This window comes from Rheinheimera soli (assembly GCF_021290985.1).
Taxonomy (GTDB): Bacteria; Pseudomonadota; Gammaproteobacteria; order Enterobacterales; family Alteromonadaceae; genus Pararheinheimera; species Pararheinheimera soli.
In genome coordinates this window covers 325,927-347,714 of sequence record NZ_JAJOYU010000001.1, presented here as the reverse complement: position 1 = coordinate 347,714, position 21,788 = coordinate 325,927, and the positions used below count along the sequence as shown (strand labels likewise).

Annotated in this window: 17 protein-coding genes; 14 read left to right on the top strand and 3 right to left on the bottom strand. The window is 46.4% G+C overall.

Features of this window, described 5'->3' with window-relative positions:
* The first annotated feature begins 53 nt into the window (after positions 1–53).
* On the top strand, positions 54–494 hold the full coding sequence (locus tag LSG37_RS01620; RefSeq protein ID WP_233078116.1) for a DUF1090 domain-containing protein: 441 nt from the start codon (positions 54–56) through the stop codon (positions 492–494).
* 22 nt (positions 495–516) lie between these two features.
* Here the strand turns inward: LSG37_RS01620 and LSG37_RS01615 are convergent, their stop codons facing one another.
* Both LSG37_RS01615 and LSG37_RS01610 read right to left on the bottom strand, forming a co-directional pair.
* Complete coding sequence (locus LSG37_RS01615; RefSeq protein ID WP_233078115.1) at positions 517–2,511, bottom strand: metallophosphoesterase family protein; 1,995 nt, start codon at positions 2,509–2,511, stop codon at positions 517–519.
* A 92-nt stretch (positions 2,512–2,603) separates the two neighbouring features.
* On the bottom strand, positions 2,604–5,384 hold the full coding sequence (locus LSG37_RS01610; protein ID WP_233078114.1) for a TonB-dependent receptor: 2,781 nt from the start codon (positions 5,382–5,384) through the stop codon (positions 2,604–2,606).
* A gap of 555 nt (positions 5,385–5,939) precedes the next feature.
* On the opposite strand from LSG37_RS01610, the gene LSG37_RS01605 reads away from it, so the two are divergent.
* From LSG37_RS01605 to LSG37_RS01550, 12 genes are all read left to right on the top strand, one after another.
* Positions 5,940–6,830, top strand: coding sequence for a dienelactone hydrolase family protein (locus tag LSG37_RS01605; protein WP_233078113.1), 891 nt, complete (start codon positions 5,940–5,942; stop codon positions 6,828–6,830).
* Positions 6,831–6,854: 24 nt separating this feature from the next.
* Positions 6,855–7,220 (top strand): cupin domain-containing protein, encoded by a 366-nt coding sequence (locus tag LSG37_RS01600; protein WP_233078112.1) that lies wholly within the window; start codon positions 6,855–6,857, stop codon positions 7,218–7,220.
* 18 nt (positions 7,221–7,238) lie between these two features.
* Positions 7,239–7,853 (top strand): GDP-mannose pyrophosphatase NudK, encoded by a 615-nt coding sequence (gene nudK, locus LSG37_RS01595; RefSeq protein ID WP_233078111.1) that lies wholly within the window; start codon positions 7,239–7,241, stop codon positions 7,851–7,853.
* Between the two features lie 3 nt (positions 7,854–7,856).
* A complete protein-coding gene (locus LSG37_RS01590; protein ID WP_233078110.1) occupies positions 7,857–8,249 on the top strand; it encodes a DUF3224 domain-containing protein in 393 nt (130 codons plus the stop codon).
* A gap of 226 nt (positions 8,250–8,475) precedes the next feature.
* Positions 8,476–9,015, top strand: a complete 540-nt coding sequence (locus LSG37_RS01585; RefSeq protein ID WP_233078109.1) for a hypothetical protein — start codon at positions 8,476–8,478, stop codon at positions 9,013–9,015.
* A 168-nt stretch (positions 9,016–9,183) separates the two neighbouring features.
* Positions 9,184–10,542 carry a M24 family metallopeptidase gene (locus LSG37_RS01580; RefSeq protein WP_233078108.1) on the top strand — a complete coding sequence of 453 codons (1,359 nt, stop codon included), beginning with the start codon at positions 9,184–9,186 and terminating at the stop codon, positions 10,540–10,542.
* 132 nt (positions 10,543–10,674) lie between these two features.
* Positions 10,675–12,141: a carbon starvation CstA family protein gene (locus LSG37_RS01575; RefSeq protein ID WP_233078107.1), complete on the top strand. Its 1,467-nt coding sequence runs from the start codon at positions 10,675–10,677 to the stop codon at positions 12,139–12,141.
* Positions 12,142–12,380: 239 nt separating this feature from the next.
* Complete coding sequence (locus LSG37_RS01570) at positions 12,381–12,596, top strand: DUF3185 family protein (protein WP_233078106.1); 216 nt, start codon at positions 12,381–12,383, stop codon at positions 12,594–12,596.
* Positions 12,597–12,615: 19 nt separating this feature from the next.
* Complete coding sequence (locus LSG37_RS01565; protein ID WP_233078105.1) at positions 12,616–12,867, top strand: GlsB/YeaQ/YmgE family stress response membrane protein; 252 nt, start codon at positions 12,616–12,618, stop codon at positions 12,865–12,867.
* A gap of 254 nt (positions 12,868–13,121) precedes the next feature.
* Positions 13,122–14,315, top strand: coding sequence for an OmpA family protein (locus tag LSG37_RS01560; RefSeq protein ID WP_269836416.1), 1,194 nt, complete (start codon positions 13,122–13,124; stop codon positions 14,313–14,315).
* A 319-nt stretch (positions 14,316–14,634) separates the two neighbouring features.
* Positions 14,635–17,655 (top strand): Ig-like domain-containing protein, encoded by a 3,021-nt coding sequence (locus LSG37_RS01555; RefSeq protein WP_233078103.1) that lies wholly within the window; start codon positions 14,635–14,637, stop codon positions 17,653–17,655.
* Positions 17,656–17,686: 31 nt separating this feature from the next.
* Positions 17,687–18,808: an OmpA family protein gene (locus LSG37_RS01550; RefSeq protein WP_233078102.1), complete on the top strand. Its 1,122-nt coding sequence runs from the start codon at positions 17,687–17,689 to the stop codon at positions 18,806–18,808.
* 71 nt (positions 18,809–18,879) lie between these two features.
* Here LSG37_RS01550 and LSG37_RS01545 read toward each other — a convergent pair whose 3' ends face one another.
* A complete protein-coding gene (locus LSG37_RS01545) occupies positions 18,880–19,398 on the bottom strand; it encodes a lipocalin family protein (protein ID WP_233078101.1) in 519 nt (172 codons plus the stop codon).
* A gap of 167 nt (positions 19,399–19,565) precedes the next feature.
* Between LSG37_RS01545 and LSG37_RS01540 the strand changes: the two genes are divergently transcribed.
* Positions 19,566–21,779: a TonB-dependent receptor family protein gene (locus tag LSG37_RS01540; RefSeq protein ID WP_233078100.1), complete on the top strand. Its 2,214-nt coding sequence runs from the start codon at positions 19,566–19,568 to the stop codon at positions 21,777–21,779.
* Positions 21,780–21,788: the final 9 nt, after the last annotated feature.

Here is a 21,788-nt window from a genome sequence, read left to right as displayed (position 1 = left end):
AAAGGTACTGTGACATTCTGTTGCACTAAACCGTCTTGAAGAAGGAAACTGAAATGACGCTTAACCCAACTATTTCTCCACGTCAGCTTTTTGTACCTTTGTATCTGGCCGCTCTAATCGCCGTTAGTCCTGTTGTTGCTCAATCACAGGCCAGTTGCAGCAGCTTAAAAGGCTGTGAACTGAAGTTCTGTGAGATGGAAATTCAGCTTAATCTGGCTAAACAAACAGGTGACAATGATCAGGTTGCCGGTTTGCAAATGGCTCTGGATAACGCCAGAACCAACTGCAGTGAAAATAAATTAAAAGATGATTTAACTGAAAAGCTTGCTGATGCGAATAAAGATTTGGTGAAGTACCAGGCCGATCTGCAGCAAGCAGAGCAGGATGGCAAAAAGGATAAAGTGTTGAAATACCGTAAAAAGCTGGAAGAAACCAGCAGCGAGATCAAAAGGTTAAAAGACCAGCTGAGTCATCTGGAACAATTGCCGCGATGATCTCAGGCACCTGAGTGTGGCGCTAAGGTGCCACACTCAGAGAAGTTAATTCGCCTGTTTGTATATTCAGCATAAAATCACCATTGGGCTGGCCTTGTAAAAAGCCATGGATGATCTGAAACAAACCGGAAAATTTGCTTTGGCAGTACTGGGGCAGGGTCCAGTTTTGCCAGTTTTGAGCTTGTGGCTTTGTAGCTGCTTGCTGCAGCAGCGCGGTAAAAAAGCCATAGTGCTGCAGGCGCTGCGCAGAAATATCAGGGAGAGCCAATTCACCGGCATTTTGTAAGCGGTAAAAATCCAACACTAAATCAAAGCCTGTCCAGTGGGCGAAGTCGTCCAGCTTTAAACCCGCTATGGCGGCTTTAGTTGTGGCTTTTTGTCTGGCCTGTTGCCATGCCGGGCTTTGGCTCAATTGCTGCAACATAGCTGGCGAAAACTCCTTCAGTGTGACGCTGCTGTCAAGCTGTGAGAGCACTAACATTTGTTCACCATTTAAACTCAGCAGTAACTGCCTCAGTTCATCCGGCCAGTCCTTGGGTAAAAAGCGTAAGCGGGTCAGCTCACGTAAATGGCCACTGGCAAAGTCACGGTAGTTTTTCGACTGCAAAATGCTGGCATCCCATAATGGCTGTTTGTCTTGCTTTAACTGCTGCCATTCTTTTTGGTAATGCTCAAACAGCTGATCAAAACCCGGCACCTGCTCCAGCACTATGGTTTGTACCTTGATTTGCTCTTTGCTGGTCAGCGTCAGCAATTTATAGGCTGGCACATAAGCGGCTAAAGAGGGGGCCTGAATATTGACCAAGCTATTACCGCTGTCTGATTTCACCACAGCGGTATTATTTAAATGCATATGACCGCCAATATGCAGCTGCACGCCCAGGTCGGCTAATTGATGGCTAATTTGCTGCTGTGGGCTGCGTGATAACTGACCACGTTGTTCACCTAACAAAGTAGCTATCTGCTCTGTCTGGCCCTGATAAAACTCAATCATCGGATAATGGCTAAAAGTGATGAGTGTTTTGCCCTGAACTTTGGCTCGTTTTGCCACCTGTTTCACCCATTGCATCACTGCAGGCTTGTAGTCAAACATAGCGTTGTAACCTGCGTTGCCTGAGCTTTCAAAAGCAGCAGCTTCCAGGCCTTTGCCCTGATAATTTGCTTTAGGTTTGTACACATTGGCATCTATGGCCAACAACCAGAGGCCTTGAACAGGCTCCACCAGATAACTGGCATCAGCAATAAACTGGCAGTGGCTGTACTCTGGTTTTTTAAACGCGCCACCAGCCCCTTGCAAACAAATTTCAAACTGACGTTTGGTTAAATCTGATTGAGCCAGAGCTTGGCTGTAGTTGTAATTGCGTTGATCGTAGTTGCTGAACGGTGTTTCCCAATACAGGTCATCTGCTTTGGGATAAAAGCCAAAGTCCGATAGCTCTGTCATCAACTCGGCATACCCCAGCTCTTTTACCTCTTCAGTGCAAACCACGCTTTTCTCTTTGCCTGTACAAGGTTCTGAGCCTGGGCTGTAAATAGCCAGAGGCCTGCCGTCAGTGCCTAAGTAGTCGGGTTTGCCTGCGCTTTGGGCGTAAGGCCGTACCGGGTCGTGATTGCCAAGCGTCAGTAAAAACTTCAGGCCATGAGTGCTGCTGTAATGCTGCAGAACCTGTTTTAAACCCCGTATATGGGCAGTCTGGCCGTCGTCGCTGAAATCACCCGGTAATACCACCAGTTTGACATGACGACGCACCAGATCATCTAAAGCTGCACGCAACGCAAAGTAGTTTTCGTTAAAAAGCCGGGTCGATTGCAGCTGAGCGGCCATAGTGCGGATAGTGGCTGCTTTGCCTGTGGTTTGGCTGTGCAAGCCTTTAAAACTACCGTCAGGGAAGTTGGCATACACATCGTGAAAATGCACATCAGGTAAAAAGGCAATTTGTTGCGGAGCGCTTGCCGGAGTGGCCAGCGCTGGCAAAGCAAACAAAGCGACTACAAAGCCAAAACAAAGGGTTTTCATCAGTGGTGCTTTCCTTGAAATTCTAATAAAAAAGCCACAGCAATGCTGTGGCCTTGGTATTTTTTATCACTTAAACAAGCTGAGTAACAGTATTAGAAGTCGGCACGCAAACCTAAACTTACTCTTCTGCCTGAGAACTCATACATCACAGGGAAAGCCGGGTTCATGGTGTAACCGCTGGTTTCTTCGTCTGTGATATTGATGCCTTTTAAGCTCAGTTTGACGTTGTCTGTCAGTTGGTAACCTAAAGCAATGTCAGTTTGGCCATAAGCGTCACGGTACACTGGGTACATATTCAGGTGAATGTACTCTACGTACTTGTCTTTGTAGTTGTAAGACACACGAGCATCAAAGACGTCGTTTTCGTAATAAGCTGTAAAGTTGTAGGTCTTATCCGCTAAACCTTCTGGCGGCGTTGGTATATCTAAGTCTGAAGCACCAGTTAAACTGTTGTCCAGCATAGTGTAGTTGGCGTTGATACCAAAACCTTCCAGCGAGTCGCTCAGCATAGTTAAAGGCAACTGAGCGATCAGCTCCAGGCCTGTCACTTTGTACGAGCCTTCAGCGTTGACTGGCTGGAACACTTCAAAATCGTAATAACCGTCTAACGAACCGTCGGCATTACGTTTTTCTACGTCTTCTACTACTCCGGTCAGCTCTTCACGTACTACACCTTCGATATCTTTCCAGAAGTAAGAGGCTGCCAGAATACCGCCGTTTTCCATATACCATTCAACACCGGTTTCCCATTGTTTGGCCTTGGTTGGCTTCAGGCCAGGGTTGCCGTCTTTAAAGCGGAACTCATTCCAGCTGACTGTGCGTTTATAGGCAATATCACCCAGGGCAGGGCGCATTAAGGTTTCTGATGCAGCTGTACGCCAAATCACATCTTCTGCCACTTCAACTGTCAGGTTAAAGCTGGGTAATACATCGTTGTAGCTACCGTCTGCAGAGACTGGATCTTCAGTGTAACCTGTAGTGCCATCTTCGTTTTGAACCGGGTGGTAACCAAAAGAGGTCACTGCAGTGTCTACTGCACGTACACCAGCGTTTAACTTACTCGGCAAGCTGCCTAATTCAAAATCAAAGTTCGTCATGGCATACAAAGCTGTCACTTCTTCATCCACACGGTAGTACTGATTATCCTGAAACGGAGTGAAGAAACCAGCATAACGGAACGTGCTGCGGGCATAGTCGTTGGACACTTGCATCCAGTTCAGATCTTTGGCCTTGTAACCACCGCCAGAGGCGATATCCGTCACATAACCCAGTTCACTGTCCTCTAATGTACGGGTATTTACCCAAGAACTGTTGCCTGCTGACGGGCCCTGAATTTTGGTCTCACCAAAGTTACGTTCTTTGGATTTATCGGTATAACGCACACCAAACTGCACACTGCTCAGCGCAGGCAGCATGGACAATTCCAGTTCTTTTTTGAAGTCGAGCTGAGCGGCATATTTGTCGTCCTGCACTGCTTCCAGTTGGGTTTCATAAGCTTCAAACAGGTATTTGTCGGCAGCGTTGTACATGTCGATGCTGGCAGGGTTGGCGCTCATGACGGTTTCACCGCCATTGGCAGTCCAGCGGCTGCGCGATGGTGCATAAGCCACATGTTTCAGGTTGGCGTAGTCAGCTGTTTTCTCAGCGCCTGAGTAACCCACTAAAGCATTGATATCCCAACCATTGACCAGCCAGTCCATCGTAGCACTGTACTGAGTGAAGTCAGTTTCGTTGATACGTTCTTTGCTTAAAAATTCGTGCTGAGTGGCAGTGTAAGACACGTCAGTCAGAACCACCATACCGTAGTCAGCCAGCGTAGTATCGTCGTAGGCATGAATGGTTTCCAGCGTACTGCGGCTTGATGCTGTGTAAGCTGCTGCATCGTATTCATCTTCAGTATTGTCATAGCCACCTAACATGGCATCAAAGGTCAGACTGAAGGTTGAACTTGGTTTGTATTGGATGGCGGCTGTGCTGCCCCATTTGTCTTGCTCACTCTGGAAGACACGGTCGCCTACCTTATCCTGGAAAATAATACGGCTGGTTTCGTCTTTATCTCTGAAATCACTGACGATCACGCCAGCATCACGTTCCAGCACTGCCGCAGCCTGAGTTGAGCGTGGTGCTGAGGCTTCAAGGAAACGGCCCATAGGACGGAAATTGATGCCAGAGTTGGAGTCTGTTCTGTTGCTACGCTCTGCTTTAGAGAACGATACTAACGCGCCCCAGTCACCAAAGGTGTCGCTGGCAAGGAAAGAGAATTTAGGATCAGTTTTTTCTGAAATAGAGTTATGAGCGCCTTCAGCAGACACCACAAATTGTGCTGAGCTGTAATCAAAAGGTTTGGCTGTGCCAATTTGCACTGAACCTGCGATACCACCTTCTTCATCTGCTGCAGTAGGGGATTTTTGTACCGTCACACTTTGGATAATTTCAGAGGCAAAAATATCAAACTCAACATCACGACCACCACTGCCTGAGGCTGTAGCCAGGTTATTGATTGACACATGAGTAAATTCAGAAGGCAGGCTGCGCACATTCACTTTGCTGCCCAAGCCTTTGTTCCGCTCAATAGTGACGCCAGGCATACGTTGCAGAGCTTCTGCCAGGTTTTGCTCAGGGAAATCAGCAATGTCGGTGGCTACGATAGAATCAGAGAAACCAATGTTCTCTTTTTTCATATCAACGGCTTGCTCCAGACTTTTGCTGTAAGTGCCTTTAACCGCTATAACTTCAACTTTTTGCTCACTCTGCTGGTCTTGTGCATACGCAGGCAAACTGATGGCTGAACCCAGCAACAACTGGCCCACGGCCAAACTTAAAGCAGTGCGTTTTGATACAAGATGATGACGGTATTGATTCTGATTTTTCATTCCCAAACCCTTAGCTGATGTTTTTGTTTTTTTGCCACCATACCGCCCCCGAAAGGGCTGAGACGGTGCTCAATGACGGGCGAGATTACAGAGCAACTATGATGTTTTTATTTCAGTGATGAGAAGGGATTGAAGTGGAAGTGTGAACAAAAAGAGAGAAAAAGGTTAGGGTCCCTGATGAAAGAAAAGATGTTGAATGTAACCGATTTCATTTGTTATTTTTTGGTAAAGCACTAAAAGTTATTTTAAATCATATGTTTATGACGTATTTTTTTGCTTTTTCCGACAGTCTGCTGCCAAGGTTTTTTTGTGGTTGGTCGCAGTAAAATCACGTCAGCTTGAACCATCGTTTTTTTTACAAAGGCGATAAAACAGCATTTTTTTGCGATTAACTTTGCAACTTTATCTGTGCTGCTATGTTTCTGTTTCAGCTGGGGCTATGCGAATAAATTAAAGGTTGTGCCTGCAGCGCTGTCGGGTGCAGTATGTAAACAAACCACAAAACATAGCGTTACGCAAAAGCGCTCATTGTATTTTCAACACAGCGGAGTTGTTATGTCTGAACGTAAAACTGCCAAAGATTTTCATCCTGAAACCCTGCGTTTATTTGACCGTTATGTGCATGGCGATATCAGCCGACGTGACTTTTTAGCAGGTGCAGCAAAATTTGCTGTGGCAGGCATGACAGCTGTGACGATTTTGCAGGCATTGACTCCCAACTATGCGATGGGGCAGCAAATTCAACCTGACGACCCTGCAGTTGATGCGCAATATCTGACCTATCCAAGTCCAAAAGGTTATGGTGAATTACGGGGCTATCTGGCGCAGCCTAAACAGCAAAATGGCAAATTACCGCTGGTGCTGGTGGTGCATGAAAACCGTGGTCTGAATCCTCATATCGAAGATGTAACACGTCGTCTGGCTTTGGCCGGTTTTATTGCCTTTGCACCTGATGCCTTGTATCCACTGGGCGGTTATCCGGGGGATGAAGACAAGGCCCGGCAATTGTTTGGCACTTTGGATCAGGACAAAACCCGCCAAGACTTTATTGAAAGCGTGCGTATTTTACAAAAGCTGCCCGAAGGTAACGGCAAAGTAGGGGTTGTGGGCTTTTGTTATGGTGGCGGCATGGCGAACTTTCTTGCCACAGAATTAGCGGATTTAGCAGCAGCTGTACCTTTTTATGGCCGTCAGGGCGATTTGGACAAAGTGGCTGCTATTAAAGCGCCGTTGTTAATCCATTACGCCAGTGACGACGAGCGGGTAAATGCTGGTGCCAAAGCCTACGACGAGGCGTTAAAAGCGGCAGGCAAAAACGCACAGAGTTTTATCTATCCGGATACCCAACACGGTTTTCATAACGACACCACACCACGTTATGACCAAGCCGCTGCAGAGCTGGCGTGGAGTCGTACTATCGAATTTTTTAAACAGCATTTGCGTTGATAGTAAAGCGGAGCACAACCTTTAATGAATTACCAGGCTATTAATTTTAAAGACAAGTTTGCAAAGTTCGACAACCACTGGTCGCCCCGGGTGATTGCAGAGATGAATGATTACCAGTTTAAGCTGGTGAAAGTTGAGGGAGACTTTGTCTGGCATGATCACCCTGATACCGATGAAGTGTTTATTGTGGTAAACGGCGTGCTGGATATTGAATTTGAAGATGGCCAAGTGACCTTGCAAGCGGGCGAAATGTTTGTAGTGCCTAAAGGCGTAAAGCATAAACCCAGCGCCAAAGATGAATGTCAGATCTTATTGGTAGAACCTAAAGGTGTGGTGAATACGGGTGATACCCAAAGCGTGCTTACCGCCCAGAACGATGTGTGGATATAGAGTGGCAGAGTTTTTTTAATGAGTAATAAAATCAGAAATATTCAGAAAACGCTGTTGTCGGATAACTGGTACAGCCTGAATAAGTATTCTTTTGAGTACCAGAGCCATAGTGGTGAATGGCAACAGCAGCACCGTGAAGCCTATGACCGCGGTAATGGCGCTACTATTTTGTTGTACAACAACAGCAAAGGTACAGTGATCCTGACCCGACAGTTCCGTTTGCCGACTTATATCAATGGTAATGCAGATGGTTTACTGATTGAAACTTGCGCCGGTTTGCTGGAGCAGGACAATCCGGAAGACTGCATTAAACGCGAAGCTGAAGAAGAAACCGGCTACAAAGTAGATCAAGTGCAAAAACTATTTGAAGCTTATATGTCGCCAGGTTCTGTCACCGAAATCATTCATTTTTTTGCAGCTGAATATGCCGGGGAGATGCAGGTTTCAGCAGGCGGAGGTTTGGCGCATGAGCAGGAAAATATCGAAGTGCTGGAGCTGGATTTTGATTCAGCCTATTCGATGATTGGAACAGGTGAAATTAAAGACGGCAAAACTATTATGTTGCTGCAATACGCCAAAATAAATAACTTGATAACCACCAAGCTTAATAATGACGACACAAGGGAGCAGTAAATCATGACCACACTGGAAGGTTTGTTTCAAATTACCGGCTGGAACGAAGAGCCTTATTCAGAAGGCGAAGATGGAGTTAAACAAAGTTACGCCAAAGTATCGCAAAGCTATAGCGGGGCAATCGAAGGTACAAGTTCTGTGCATTATCTGATGAGCTATCAGGGGGCAGGCTCAGCTGTATTTAACGGTTTGGAGACCTTAAGCGGAACTATCGCAGATAAAACCGGTACTGTGGTGATACAACACAATGGCACTTTTAAGCAGGGGGTCGCCTCAAGCGATTTTGTGATTGTGGCAGGTTCAGGCAAAGATCAATTGGCCGGAATCACAGGATCCGGTTCTTTTCGCTCAACCGAAAATGGCCAGGCGAAGTATCAGTTCACTATTCATAGCTGAAAACATAGCTGAAAACATAGCTGAAAACATGAAGCCTTGTAATCTGGGTTTTAACAGAGAGTCTTAGTAGCCGTCAGAGAAAGGACAATTTTCGTCAGTGTGGAAGCTTCTGCCTGTCAAAGGGATTAACTAAAACCTGAGATATTTTTCCTTACAGTTTCATATACTTTGTCATCTTTAATTGAGCCAGACTGCAAGCTAACTTCTGTTGCTACGGACTATAAGCATGCAGGCTCAACACTTTAAATTTCACCGCTTGGTACTGGTTGCTGTAGCCAGTTTGTATATCTGGGCTTTGTTAACCTTCGAGCATTTTAACGGCGGTGTGGTCAGCCATCATCTGTTACAACGGGACGACTTGCCTGCTATTTCAAACTGGTGGGGGGCTTTATTAGTGCCAGTGCTAAGCTGGTTTCTAACCGGCTTTATCTACAAAAGAGTAGGCAGTTCATATCCTGTCAGCATACTTGCCGGATTTAGCGCTGCTTTGCTGTTTGGTGCCACACTCTCGATTCTTTTTCAGCATGGGCAAGATCAAATACTGCCTTATATGATGCTGAGTTTGCCTTTACTGGCACTGCTGTTTCCGCTGTATCGTGCTGAATATTTGTTGGGTTTTGTACTGGCGATGAGCTTCAGCTTTGGCGCTATGATACCAACCCTCATAGGCACCTTGGTGGTCTTGATGTCTTATGTGCTGCATAAAACTCTGCGGCCTTTGCTTTGCGCTCTGTGGTCCTTTCTGACTCGACGTACTAAGTTGTAATCAAAAAAGCAGCTTGCTACTGCAGGGCTGCGGTTTGTCTCATGATCTGTGTGATCCGCTGCATTTGTGGCTATATAACGGAGCAATTCGTTATAAGTTATTTTTTCATAAGGCTTTTTGAATACAGGCTTTTGATACACAGAATGTGTTAGCAACAGGATAACAAGCATGAAAAACAACCTGACAGCTTTGATGTTAGCCGCTTTGATGACTATTCCCAACGCCTTTGCGGCTGAGTTTAGCCAAGGCCGACAGTTGCAATCGGCAGATGATTTTGCCGTTTTGACATCGCGTGAACGGGTGGGTATTGAAAATCGTATTCTGAGTGAACGTCTGGAGCAATTGCTGCCAAATCTGATGGCAGAAACTAAATTGGATATGTGGCTGGTGATCAACCGGGAATATAGCGAAGATCCGGTGTATTTCACTTTAGTGCCTCAGCCCACTTTCGCAGCCCGTCGCACCACTATGCTGGTGTTTTATCGTAAAGCTGATGGTTCGGTCGAACGTCTGTCTGTCAACCGTTATCCGTTTGGCGCACCTTATACTTCAGCCTGGTCGGGTGGAGATTTAACTGAGCAATGGCAGGCATTGGCTCAGGTTATTACAGAACGCAAGCCACAACGTATTGGCATCAACGTATCGGCAGATTGGGCAGTGGCTGATGGTTTAACCAAAGCCATGCATCAGTTGTTGCTGGATGTTTTACCAAAAGACTATGCAAGCCGTTTAGTTAGTGCAGAGTCTTTGGTGGTGCGTTGGATGGAGCAGCGCACAGCCGCTGAATTAGAGCTTTATCCTCAGATTGTCAGTCTGGCCCGTGCCGTTATTGCGGAAGCCTTCAGTGCCAAGGTCATTACCCCAGGTGTGACTACCACAGACGATGTGGCCTGGTATATTCGCCAGCGTTTTGAAGCTTTAGGTTTGCCTATCTGGTTTATGCCTGATGTGAATAGCCAGCGTCCGGGTGATGACTGTAAAGCGGAATCACCTTTTTGTGGCCAAAACAGGGTGATCCACAGGGGAGATGTGCTGCATACAGATGTGGGCATTTGTTACCTGAAACTCTGCACCGACACCCAGGAAATGGCTTATGTACTCAAAGCCAATGAACAGGCTGCACCTGCAGGTCTTGTTAAAGCGCTGGCAACAGGCAATCAATGGCAGGACAATTTAACCCAACAATTTAAAACAGGCCGCACTGGCAACGAAATGCTTGCCGCTACCATCAAAGAAAGCAAAAAGCAGGGCATCATCAGCAGTACTTATACTCATCCATTAGGTTTTGTTGGTCATGCGCCCGGACCAACTATTGGCATGTGGGACAATCAGGGGCCGAGTTCTGAAGGTGGCAACTGGCCTTTGTATGCCAATACAGCTTATGCCATTGAAGGCAATATCAAACAGCAGGTTGCTGAGTGGAATGGGCAGTATGTGCAAATTAAGCTGGAGCAAAGTGCGTATTTTGATGGCAAGCAGTTGATTTATCTGGCCGGGCGTCAAACCAAATGGCATCTGGTGCGGTAACAAAACACCATAGTTATCGACTAACGGCTAATGCCCAAAAAACAGCGCTAATGTTATGGTTACAAGGTTTATAAAAACGGGCCGCTATGACGGTTACCAACCCGCTTGTCTGAATACAAGGAATCTGTCCCTATGCTTATCTTTTTTGTCAGTATTGCCATACTTATCCTTGGCTACAAATTCTATAGTCCCTTTGTTGAAAAACAGGCGGGCATAGATCCTGAAGCTGTAACGCCGCAAGAGCGTTTTAGCGAAGGCGTCGATTATGTTGCTATCAGTCCGGTAAAAGCCTTTTTAATTCAGTTTCTAAATGTGGCCGGGGTTGGCCCGATCTTTGGACCTATCCTGGGCGCTGTTTATGGTCCTGTGGCTTTGGTGTGGATTGTCATAGGCAATATCATCGGTGGCGCAGTGCATGACTACTTTTCCGGTGTGATGAGTATCAAAGAAGACGGCAAAAGTTTACCTGAAATAGCAGGTCACTATTACAACGTGGTTTTTAAAGGGGTAATGCTGGTATTTACCGCCATGCTGCTGTTTTTTGTCGGGGTGGTATTTATTATGAGTCCGGCCGGGCTTTTAAGTAATTTGTCCTACTTTGAAGGCACTTTTTTAGCGGGTAATACCTTTTGGGTGCTGGTTATTTTAGCCTATTACTTCTTAGCGACTTTGCTGCCAATCGACAAAATTATCACCAAGCTGTACCCGGCTTTTGGTGTACTGATGATCGTCATGACCACCCTGATTGCAGGGGCTTTATTACTGGATGCTCCTCACCTGCCGCAGGTTGCTGATATTTTTGCTTATTTTGATGGCCACCATGAACATGACTTTTTAACGCCTAATCCTGATGGCGCGCCGATCTGGCCTCTGCTGTTTTTAACTATTACCTGTGGTGCTATCAGTGGTTTTCATTCCACTCAGGCACCTATCATTGCCCGTTGTTTAACCAATGAAAAATACGTCCGGCCTGTGTATTACGGAGCCATGATGTGTGAAGGTATTGTGGCTTGTGTCTGGGCTTTGGCTGGTATTGCCGCTTTTCCGGGTGGTTATGTGGAGCTAAAAGCAATGTTAGCTCAGGGCGGACCTGGCTTAGTGGTGAACCATATAGCCACAGGTTATCTGGGCGTTTTTGGTGGTGTGATGGCCATTCTGGCAGTTGCAGTATTCCCAATTACCTCAGGTGATACCGCCTTCCGTTCATTACGTTTAACCATAGTGGATGCTTTTAATATTCCGCAAAGCCTGCGTAACAGGCTGTTATTGTCAGTGCCAATTTTAGCTATTGCTTACTTTATGACGATGCTGGATTTCTCCTTGATTTGGCGTTATTTCGCCTTTTCCAATATGTTGTTATCCACCAGCGTGTTATGGCTGGCGACTAAGTACTTATTCGACCGTGGTACTTTGCACTGGATTGCCAGTATTCCGGCCGTGATTGGCACCAGCATGACAGTGGCTTATATAGCGACTGCTGGTATTGGTCTGAATTTACCTGTGGAATACAGCAAACCTATAGGTGTGGTTGTGGCTGTCATAGGTTTGATAGGCCTGGTGATGGCCCATAACAAGCGTACCCTGGTTGCCCGTGGTTAAAAGCCAGGCAGCAGTGAACCCCAACCGGGGGCATTGCTGCCAGCCTGTTCTGCGCTTGGTATTTGCTCAATTTCTTCAGAAAGATCAGTTACTTTGGACGTTGACGTTTTAGTCTGGTAACGACTGACTTCAGGTGAGGTTCAGGCTGGCTAGACTAATACTGTACTGGTACCGGGCTTATCTATGAGATTTTGTAGCGTCTGGACCGTGGTTTTTTATCAAATGTTGAGGGATTAAATATGGCTAATGGAACAAATTCGTTATTAAAACTGGTTGGCTTAGTGTTGTTAGTGCTGGGCCTTGGTTTGGTTTACTGGGGCTTTCAATTATCAGATTCAGTGCAGTCGCAGCTGACTGAAGTAGTGACTGGCGCAGAGACCGACAAAGTGATGCAGTTTTATATTGGTGGTGCTATCAGTATTGTGGCAGGCCTCTTTTTAGCTTTTAAGCGTTAAACAAGCAGAGGGAATGGCAATGAGTTTAACTGGATTATTAGTATTTCTTGCAATAGGTGCCACAGCTGGTTGGCTTGGCGGTCTTATTATGAAAGGCAGTGGCTTTGGTCTGCTGGGCAATATCATAGTCGGTATAGTGGGCGCTGTGTTGGGCGGTGCTTTGTTTGGTATGTTGGGGATCAGCGCCAGCGGCTTATTAGGCTCTATTGTTACAGCAACAGCAGGTGCCGTAGTTTTACTTTTTATTGCGAGTCTTGTCCGACGAGCCTAAGGCTCGTTGTTTTTTTACCCCCTGTTTTCTTCGATTCCTCTGTGCTTTATTTGCGGTATTTCTGATTTTATCCCCTTAAGTGACACCTGTTGTTTGCATCATTGTTTGCATACTAAATAGCCGAATACATAGCTTTTTGTTCACTATTTACCTATCGGTACGCTGGCACACAGACGCTTGTTCTTGGTTATGAGAAAACCTGTCTAGCTGAATGTAATGAACACCTCAGCTTTAACTACAGGAATATAAAAACTATGAACAGCTATCAGGCTACAAGGAATGTGCAAGTTATAGGACAGCAAAGTACTGCTCTGAATTTGTTATCAACAACTCAAAAAACAAGCCCATTTTTTCGTTTGAAGCCTTTGGTTTTAAGCCTTTTGTCAGTACTGACGATCCCAGCAGCTCAAGCAATGGATTACAGCAATTTTGAAGAAAATGGCTGGTCTGCTGGTATGAACATCGGTAAATCTATTGCCGGAATCGAGCAGGATACTATACGCACTGATTTAGAAAATCAGGGTTTTAATATTAACTCTGTGTTGGAAGACCGTCGCAGCGAAGGCTATAAAATTTTTGTGGGTTATAAGTTTAATCCTTATCTGGCTGTAGAAGGTGGTTACTTTAATGTGGGTGGTTTCCACGCACTTGCAAACACGACACCAACCAGCGATTTTCGCGGTAAAACCAAGCTATTGGGCTGGAATCTTGATTTAGTCGGCATTATGCCTTTTACCGAAGATTTCTCTGGTTTTGCCCGTATTGGTGTGACTCAAAACGAAACTTCAAATACCTATAGCAGCAATGGCTTGGTAGATGTCACCGGCTACAATGAAGATGGCAGCTATACAAAACACAAATACGGTCTGGGACTGCAATACAATATTTCACCTATTTTGTCGGTGCGACTGGAAGCCGAACGCTATCGCTTAGACGATTTGCTCGCTCACAGTGGTGACGTGGATATGTATTCTTTAGGTTTAATGTTGCGCTTTGGCAAAACAGAGCCAACTTATGCTGCCACTCCTGCGCCACAACCTGTACGCGCTGCTGAACCTGTGGCTGTCGCAGAAACTGCTGCTGATGAACCTGAAGTGCTGGTGCTGGAAGATGTGCATTTTAATTTTGATACAGCCGAATTAAATGACAATACCAGAGTGATATTGCGCCAGCATGTTCAGACCTTAAAAGCCAATCCGCAAGCGCGTGTGCGTATTGCAGGGTACACCTCAGCAAGCGGTACAGCTGAATACAATCAGGCCTTAAGCGAACGTCGTGCCCAGTCAATCAAAGCTTTTTTGATCCTTGAAGGTGTGGATGCCAACAGATTCAAAACTATAGGTTTTGGTCAACGCAACCCTGCTGAATACGAAGCTAATCCAGAAGTTTTACGCTCAGATGCGGCGAAAGCCAATATGCGTGGTTTGTTTGAAATTATTGTTGAGTAAGGTGAAGACATACTAATCAAAAAGCAGCCTCACATTGGCTGCTTTTTATATGTTACAGCCCTGCCAAAAGTTACTGATCGGAAGGCCGAAGCAAGGGGGTTATAGCTTTTATTTCAAGTCAAATTAACTCCGAAAATCACCGTTTTTAAGTAATTTTTTACATTGTTTTGGACACCAGTCAGCAACTGATATAGGCCGCTGTAAATATAAAAATCTATCTGTGCGACAGCACACAGACGTGCTTAGTTTGCCGTGAGAAAAGCTTCTCAGCTGAACGTGTTTTACGCGTCAGCGTCAACTAAGAGAAGGGATAGACATCATGGAAAAAAATCAAAAAATGCAGGTAAGCGCCTGTTACAGGTGGCTGCTTAGCCTGCTTGTATTGTTATTTATCACCGCTTGTAATGGTGATAAAAAAGACCCAATTCTTGGACTGGAGCCGATAGATGGGCTTCGATCTATTTTGTTATCTCCGGCCAACCCAAGCCTGGCTGCAGGTTTAAATCAGCAATTTATTGCCTTAGGCGTCTACGCTGACGGTACCTCGCAGGATATCAGCACTAAGGTTGCATGGAGTTCAGCCACAACAGCTGTAGCCTCTATCAATAACCAGGGCATGGCTTCGGCGTTGCAGCCTGGTACATCTGTGATTACTGCCTCTTTTGCCGGCATATCGGCCACTACACTTTTAACTGTCACCAATGCAGTATTAACCAGCATTAGTATCAGTCCTCTGGATGCATCAGTAGCTGACGGCTTAACCACTCAATTTATTGCAACAGGGGTGTATTCTGACGGCAGCGCTGAAGATATCAGTACAGCAGTCAACTGGTTATCCAGTGACACCTCCATCGCTGTGATGATGCCTGATCAAAGCACCTCAAGTGGTTTAGCAACAGCAGTTGCGCCTGGTACTACACAAATCAGTGTCACGCTGGGTGATTTATCGGCCAGTACCAGTCTGACTGTGACTGATGCGGTACTGATGTCGATACAGCTGGCTCCGGTCAATGCGCAGTTATTTGTTGGTGTCAGTCGGCAGTACAGTGCAACAGGGGTGTATTCAGATGGATCGTCTCAGGATATCAGTGCTTTAGTCAGTTGGGCTTCCAGTGCTCAGGCCATTGCTGCCATTGATTCTGCTGCAGGTGCAAATCATGGTTTAGCTGCAGGACTTGCTGCCGGTACTACTCAAATCAGTGCAACTTTAGGCGCAGTTTCGGCTGAAACCATGCTGACAGTCAGCAATGCGACCTTGAGCAGTATTGTGGTTACGCCGCTTATTTCCACGGTAACAACGGGTTTGTCGCGTCAGTTTATTGCTACAGCTAACTATTCAGATGGCAGCTCTTTTGATGTCAGCCGCTCAGCGGTTTGGGCATCCGCTGATACGCAAATTGCCACTATGAACGCCAATGGTGCTGTGAATAGTGGTTTGGCGACAGGTCAGGCTGCAGGCGCAGTGCAAATCACCGCAACTTTAGCTTCTGTCTCAGGTAGCGCTAGTTTAACGGTCAACAGCGCGACATTAACGGGTCTGGTGGTTACACCAGCACTGAGCAGCCTGGTTTCAGGTCAGAGCAGACAGTTTACCGCAACAGGTATTTACTCAGATGGCTCCTCAGATAATCTGACCTCTTTGGTCAGCTGGACCTCATCCGATAATGCTGTGGCTTTACCTAATGCCAATATGCAGAGCAACAGTGGGCTAGTGGCAGGACTAAGCGCTGGCACAGTGCAAATTCGCGCTACACTGGCGGCTGTATCGGCAGAAGCGACTCTGACTGTGACTGCTGCAACTTTAAGTTCTATCAGTGTAACCCCTGTGATTTCCTCTGTTGCAATGGGTCTGAATCGCCAGTTTGTGGCCACAGGTATTTATTCTGATGGTTCTACACTGAATATCAGCCAGTCTGTGATCTGGGCTTCGGCCAATACTCAAACCGCCACTATGAATGCCAATGGTAACTCAGCCAGTGGTTTGGCTACAGGTCAGGCTGCAGGTGTAGTACAAATTAGTGCGACTTTGGGCAGCATCTCTGGTGCTGCAACTCTGACAGTAACCAATGCAAGCTTAAGCAGTATCAGTGTTACTCCGTTAAACCCAAGTGTGGTGGATGGTTTAACCCGTCAGTTTAATGCAACCGGAACTTACAGTGACGGCAGTACTGCGGATCTGACCCCTGTTGCTAACTGGACATCAGGCACTATTGCTGTGGCCAGTATGAACGCCAGTCTTGCTGCAAACAGCGGCCTTGCTACAGGTTTGTCTGCTGGTACTTCGTTGATCCGTGCCAGTTTTGCCGGGTTAGAAGGCAGCACCACTCTGACGGTAACAGCGGCTACTCTGACGGCTCTTGAAGTGACTCCAGAGAATGCATCAGCTGTAGTGAATGAAACTGAGCAGTTCATTGCAACAGGCGTTTACACTGACGGCAGCAGAATCAATATCACCAGCACAGTGGTATGGACGTCCAGCAATACTGGCGTTGCAGTGATGAATGCCAGTGGTCAGCCAAACAGTGGTTTGGCAACAGCAATGGCTGCAGGCAGCAGCACTATTACTGCGACTATGGGGGCTGCACAAGACAGTGCAGAGCTGACAGTGACGGCTGCTTTAGCCAATAATCCTCAGGCTCCGGCTATGGGTGAACTGCAACGTTTTGTCATGATAGCCAGCCAGGCTATCACTACAACTGCAGGCTCTGCCGTCGCTGATGGTGATATGGCCATTCTTGATTTAGCCCGCACAGCTTATGCAGGTTTTACTGCTGGGCCAGTCGCAGGTCAGTTTACTCAGCTGACAAACGGTGTGTCTTATGCCGCTGATGATACAACTCCACCTTATCTAGTGCCTGTGCCTTATGCATCTATGGTGGCCTTTATTAACCAGGTTCGCACTGATTTAGGTGTAGCTGCAACATTTTTAGCCGCTGATCCTAATCCTGCTGCCGCAACTCAGGCCTTGCCTGCTGAATTGGGTGGTCTGGTGATGACTCGTGGCGTTTACCGTAATGCCGGTAATGTCATCATCCAGCAGGGCAACCTGACGCTGGATGCACAGGGCGATCCGGATTCGGTCTTTATCTTTGTGATTGCGGGTACCTTCACGACCGGAGCTCCGGGTGGAAATATTGTTCTGACCGGTGGCGCTCAGGCTAAGAATGTATTCTGGCGGACTGGTGGTGCCACTGTGTTTGGCAGCAATACCAGCTTTGCCGGTAACGTATTTGCCTGGCCACAAATCAATCTGGGTACAGGAACTGCCGTAACAGGTCGTTTGTTCTCCGTGACTGAGCAAGTCACTTTAGATGCCAATGCTGTGACCAAGCCTCAATAGAGGCTTGTCAGTCGGAGATAAGGAATAAGAAATGAAAAACTTAACAGAGTTAAATAGTGCAAAAGTGATGTTGGTTTTCGCCAGCAGCTTGCCCCTGATGATGTCGGCCAATGTTCAGGCACAAGAACACTCCAGCTATAAACAAAATGGCTGGTATCTGGGGGCGAACATAGGTCAGTCTAAAGCCAGTATTGATGCAGAAAGGATCCAGGCCAGTCTGGAAGACAATGGCTTTGGCGTTAGTTCGATTGACGAAGACAGTAGCAACCAGGGTTACAAAGCCTATGTTGGTTATCAATTTGGCACTTATCTGGCCGTAGAGGGGGGATATTTTGATCTGAATGATTTTAGTTTTCTGGCTAATACCTCGCCAATCACTGATTTCAGAGGGGAAACAGGCCTGAAGGGCTGGAATCTTGATCTGGTGGGTATACTGCCTTTGACAGAGCGCTTTTCGGCAACAGCCCGTATTGGCGTGACTCAAAATGATTCAAAAACCCGCTATAGCAGCAATGGTTTAATTAACACTGCAGCTTATAACCAAGATGACAGCTACACCAAACATAAGTTTGGTCTGGGTTTGAAATATGACTTATCAGCCGCTTTGACACTGCGACTGGAAGCCGAACGTTATCGCATGGACGATTTAGTGGGTAACAAAGGCGATCTGGATTTGTATTCGCTAGGGTTAGTCTACCGTTTTGGTTCAACCACCCAATCAGAACCGCAAGCAGCACCGATTCCTGTGCAAAGCGCACCAGTTACCTTAGTGTCAGAGGCTGTGGTGAAACAGCCTGAAGTGCTGGTGCTGGAAGATGTGCATTTTAATTTTGACACTGCTGAATTAAATAACGAAACCAAAGTGATTTTACGCCAGCATGTTCAGACGTTAAAAGCTAATCCTCAGGCGCGTGTGCGTATTGCAGGGTACACCTCAGCCAGCGGTACAGCTGAATACAATCAGGCCTTAAGCGAACGTCGGGCACAGTCGATTAAAGCCTTTTTAATAGCTGAAGGTGTGGACGCCAATCGCTTTAAAACTATAGGTTTTGGCCAAAGAAATCCTGCGGAGTATGAAGCAAATCCGTCAGTTTTACGCTCAGATGCAGCCAAAGCTAATATGCGTGGTTTGTTTGAAATTATTGTGGAGTAATAGTCGGCAGACCTGAAGAAAAGCAGCCTTTAACCGGCTGCTTTTTGCTTTATAGCGACATGTATTCAGACTCAGATTTTGCACGCTCTTACAGAAATCCAGTCCGAGGTCTTTACACCTAAGTCTTGAGCGTAGCCTTCATAACGTTGGCAAAGTTGTGCTGAAGGGTTTGGATCTCGGGCTAGGATCCATGCATAGTCCAGCGATGGGCCTATAACCAGCGCCATGCTGTAGTCTGGTTCAAGTTTGGCGACAATGTAAGAGCCATAAAATGGACCGAAAAAGGACACTTTTAAGAGCCCCTTGGTTTGGGCGTCGACAAAATAAGCTTTGCCTTCCGCTTCTTCCCATTGGTTTGTTTCGCTGTTCAATCCTCTGTTGATCACTTTTACGCCACCATCCGGTCTGATGCTGTAGTGGGCTGTTACCTCAGTTAAATCACGTTCAAAGCGATGATCCAATCGGGAAATTTCATGCCATTTCCCCAAATATTGAGTTAAATCAAAAGGGCTGACCGGTTGCACAGCTTCGGGAACTTGAGTGCATGAAGTGATGAATAAAAGGCTGAACATGAAAATTAACGGACGCATAAGGCGGCTCCAGTGTGGGTTCATAATTTATACGTAAGGTTGCAGGCTTTGTATCAGAGTATATGGAATTTTTATTAAAAAGAGATCACTAATGTGAACTATTGTCATTTACTATCGTATATAATCCGGCGAAAAATATTGACTAGAATTGCAAGGGGATAGTTCGAATGACATTTAAACCTGCCTTAGTTGCTATGGCTGTAGCTCATGCTTTTGTTGTGTTGCCAGCCTCTGTCGCAGCTGAAGACTTAGCCGCAATAGAAAAAATTACTATAGTGGGTCACAAAGAAGATCCAACCAAAACCACAGGCTCTGCCTATGTGGTCAGCGAAAAAGAGCTGCAAAAATTTGAATTTACCAATGTGCACAGCATTTTACGTTCTGTGCCAGGTGTCTATGTGCGTGAAGAAGATGGTCAGGGTACTTTTCCGCGTATAGGTATTCGAGCTTCGTCTTCTGGCCGTAGCGATCGTATTGCAATAATGGAAGATGGTATTCCTGCTGCCATGGCTCCTTACGCCAACACCTCTGCTTACTATTTTCCAAACGTAGGTCGTATGAGTGCGGTTGAGGTATTAAAAGGCCCTGAAGTGATGTTTTATGGCCCACAGACTGCGACTGGTGCTGTGAATCTGGTATCAACTCCAATTCCGACAGAAGCCAAAGGTTTCCTCAATGCAGAATTAGCCAACTTTGATGGCAAAAAAATTCATGCGAATTACGGTGCAACAGAAGGGCAGTGGGCTTACCTGCTGGAGACCTATCAGAAAGAAAATGATGGTTTTCATCAGATAGATCGCTCAACCCGTGATGCAGGTATGGATCAGACTGAATACCTGGCGAAATTACGCTGGCAAAGTGCTGCAGAAGCCCGCTTTAAGCAAAGTGTAAATCTGAAGTTTTTAAATGCTGATGAGATCAATAACGTGTCTTATCTGGGTGTTACTGATGCTGATTTTGCTGAGAATCCAGATCGCCGTTATGGGTTAAGTGAGCTGGAACAAATGCGCCGCGGCCGCGAAAGCATCAGCTTACAGCACCAGATTGAACTGGCTGCGGATACTAATCTAACCACCACTTTGTATCGCAATCAGACCTACCGTAATTACAAAAGATTAAACCAGATTAACGGTGTGGGCATAGGTAACACGGGTTTAAACTGGATAGTGAACAACCAGTTGGCCGGAACCAACCCACACAATGGCGCTGCGCTTCTTCAGGGCATTTTACATGGCACTGCTGATACCACTCATGCCAATGGCGTACGTTATGGCCTGAACTATCAGAACTTTGATTCCAAAGGTGCGCAAATTGAACTGGATCAGGGCTTTGTGACCGGTGAACTCAGTCACAATCTGCGAGCTGGTGTTCGTCGCCATGAAGATGAAGCTTTTTCGTTAGGCGGTGCTCAGGTTATTTATGACCAACGCAACGGCGGGCTGATTTTTAATTCGGAAGTTGCCGGTACTGTTACGCCATCTGACGCCAAAGCGACGGCGTATTGGGTAGCGGATGAAATCAGTTATCAGAACTGGCTGTTTTTACCTGTAGTTCGCCATGAAAATATTAAAAGCCGCGCTAACCTGAATGCCGTACAAACCGAACTGAACAGCAATGACTTAACCAAAACTACCGCTGGTTTAGGTATCAATTATGCGTTGAGTGGCGAGTGGACTCTGCTGGCAGGTATGCATCAGGGTTTTGCACCTCCGGGTAGCACGGCTGTGCAAGGTACTGAAGGCGAGGAAAGCGATAATTATGAAGCCGGTGTGCGCTTCCGTCGTGATCAGACTGGTGTGGATATAGTGTCGTTTTACAGTGATTACAGCAATGCGCTGCGCAACTGTTCTGTAGCCAACAGCTGCCCCGATGGTCGTGTAGATGGCACTTTACAAACAGGTTCTAAAGAAGTGTATGGCGTCGAAATTGGTGCTTACAGTGAACTGTATCGTCAAGGTGCTTATGTGATGCCAATTCGTGCCACTTATACTTACTCGGATGGTGAATATACCCAAGCCTCTGATTCAGCCCCTGGTGTAGAAAAAGGTGATGTGCTGGATTACACGCCAAAACATATAGGCTCTGTACAGGTTGGGCTTGAATACGACACGCTGTGGCAGTCTTATATGGTTTTCAGTTATGTCGATGGCAGTTGCACTACCACAACCTGTGGACGTGCTGGAGTGGATGATGAGTTCTTAGCTACTGAATCTTTGTTCAGTGTCGACTGGAGTTTGACTTACCGTATTAATGAGTTCACTCAGGTGTACGGCAAAGTGGAAAACCTGTTTGACCAGCAACGTATCACTCACCGTGGTTCAGACGGTGCCCGTGGTAACAGCGGTCGTACAGGAGCTTTAGGCTTAAGAGTCAGTTTCTAAGCTGAATGA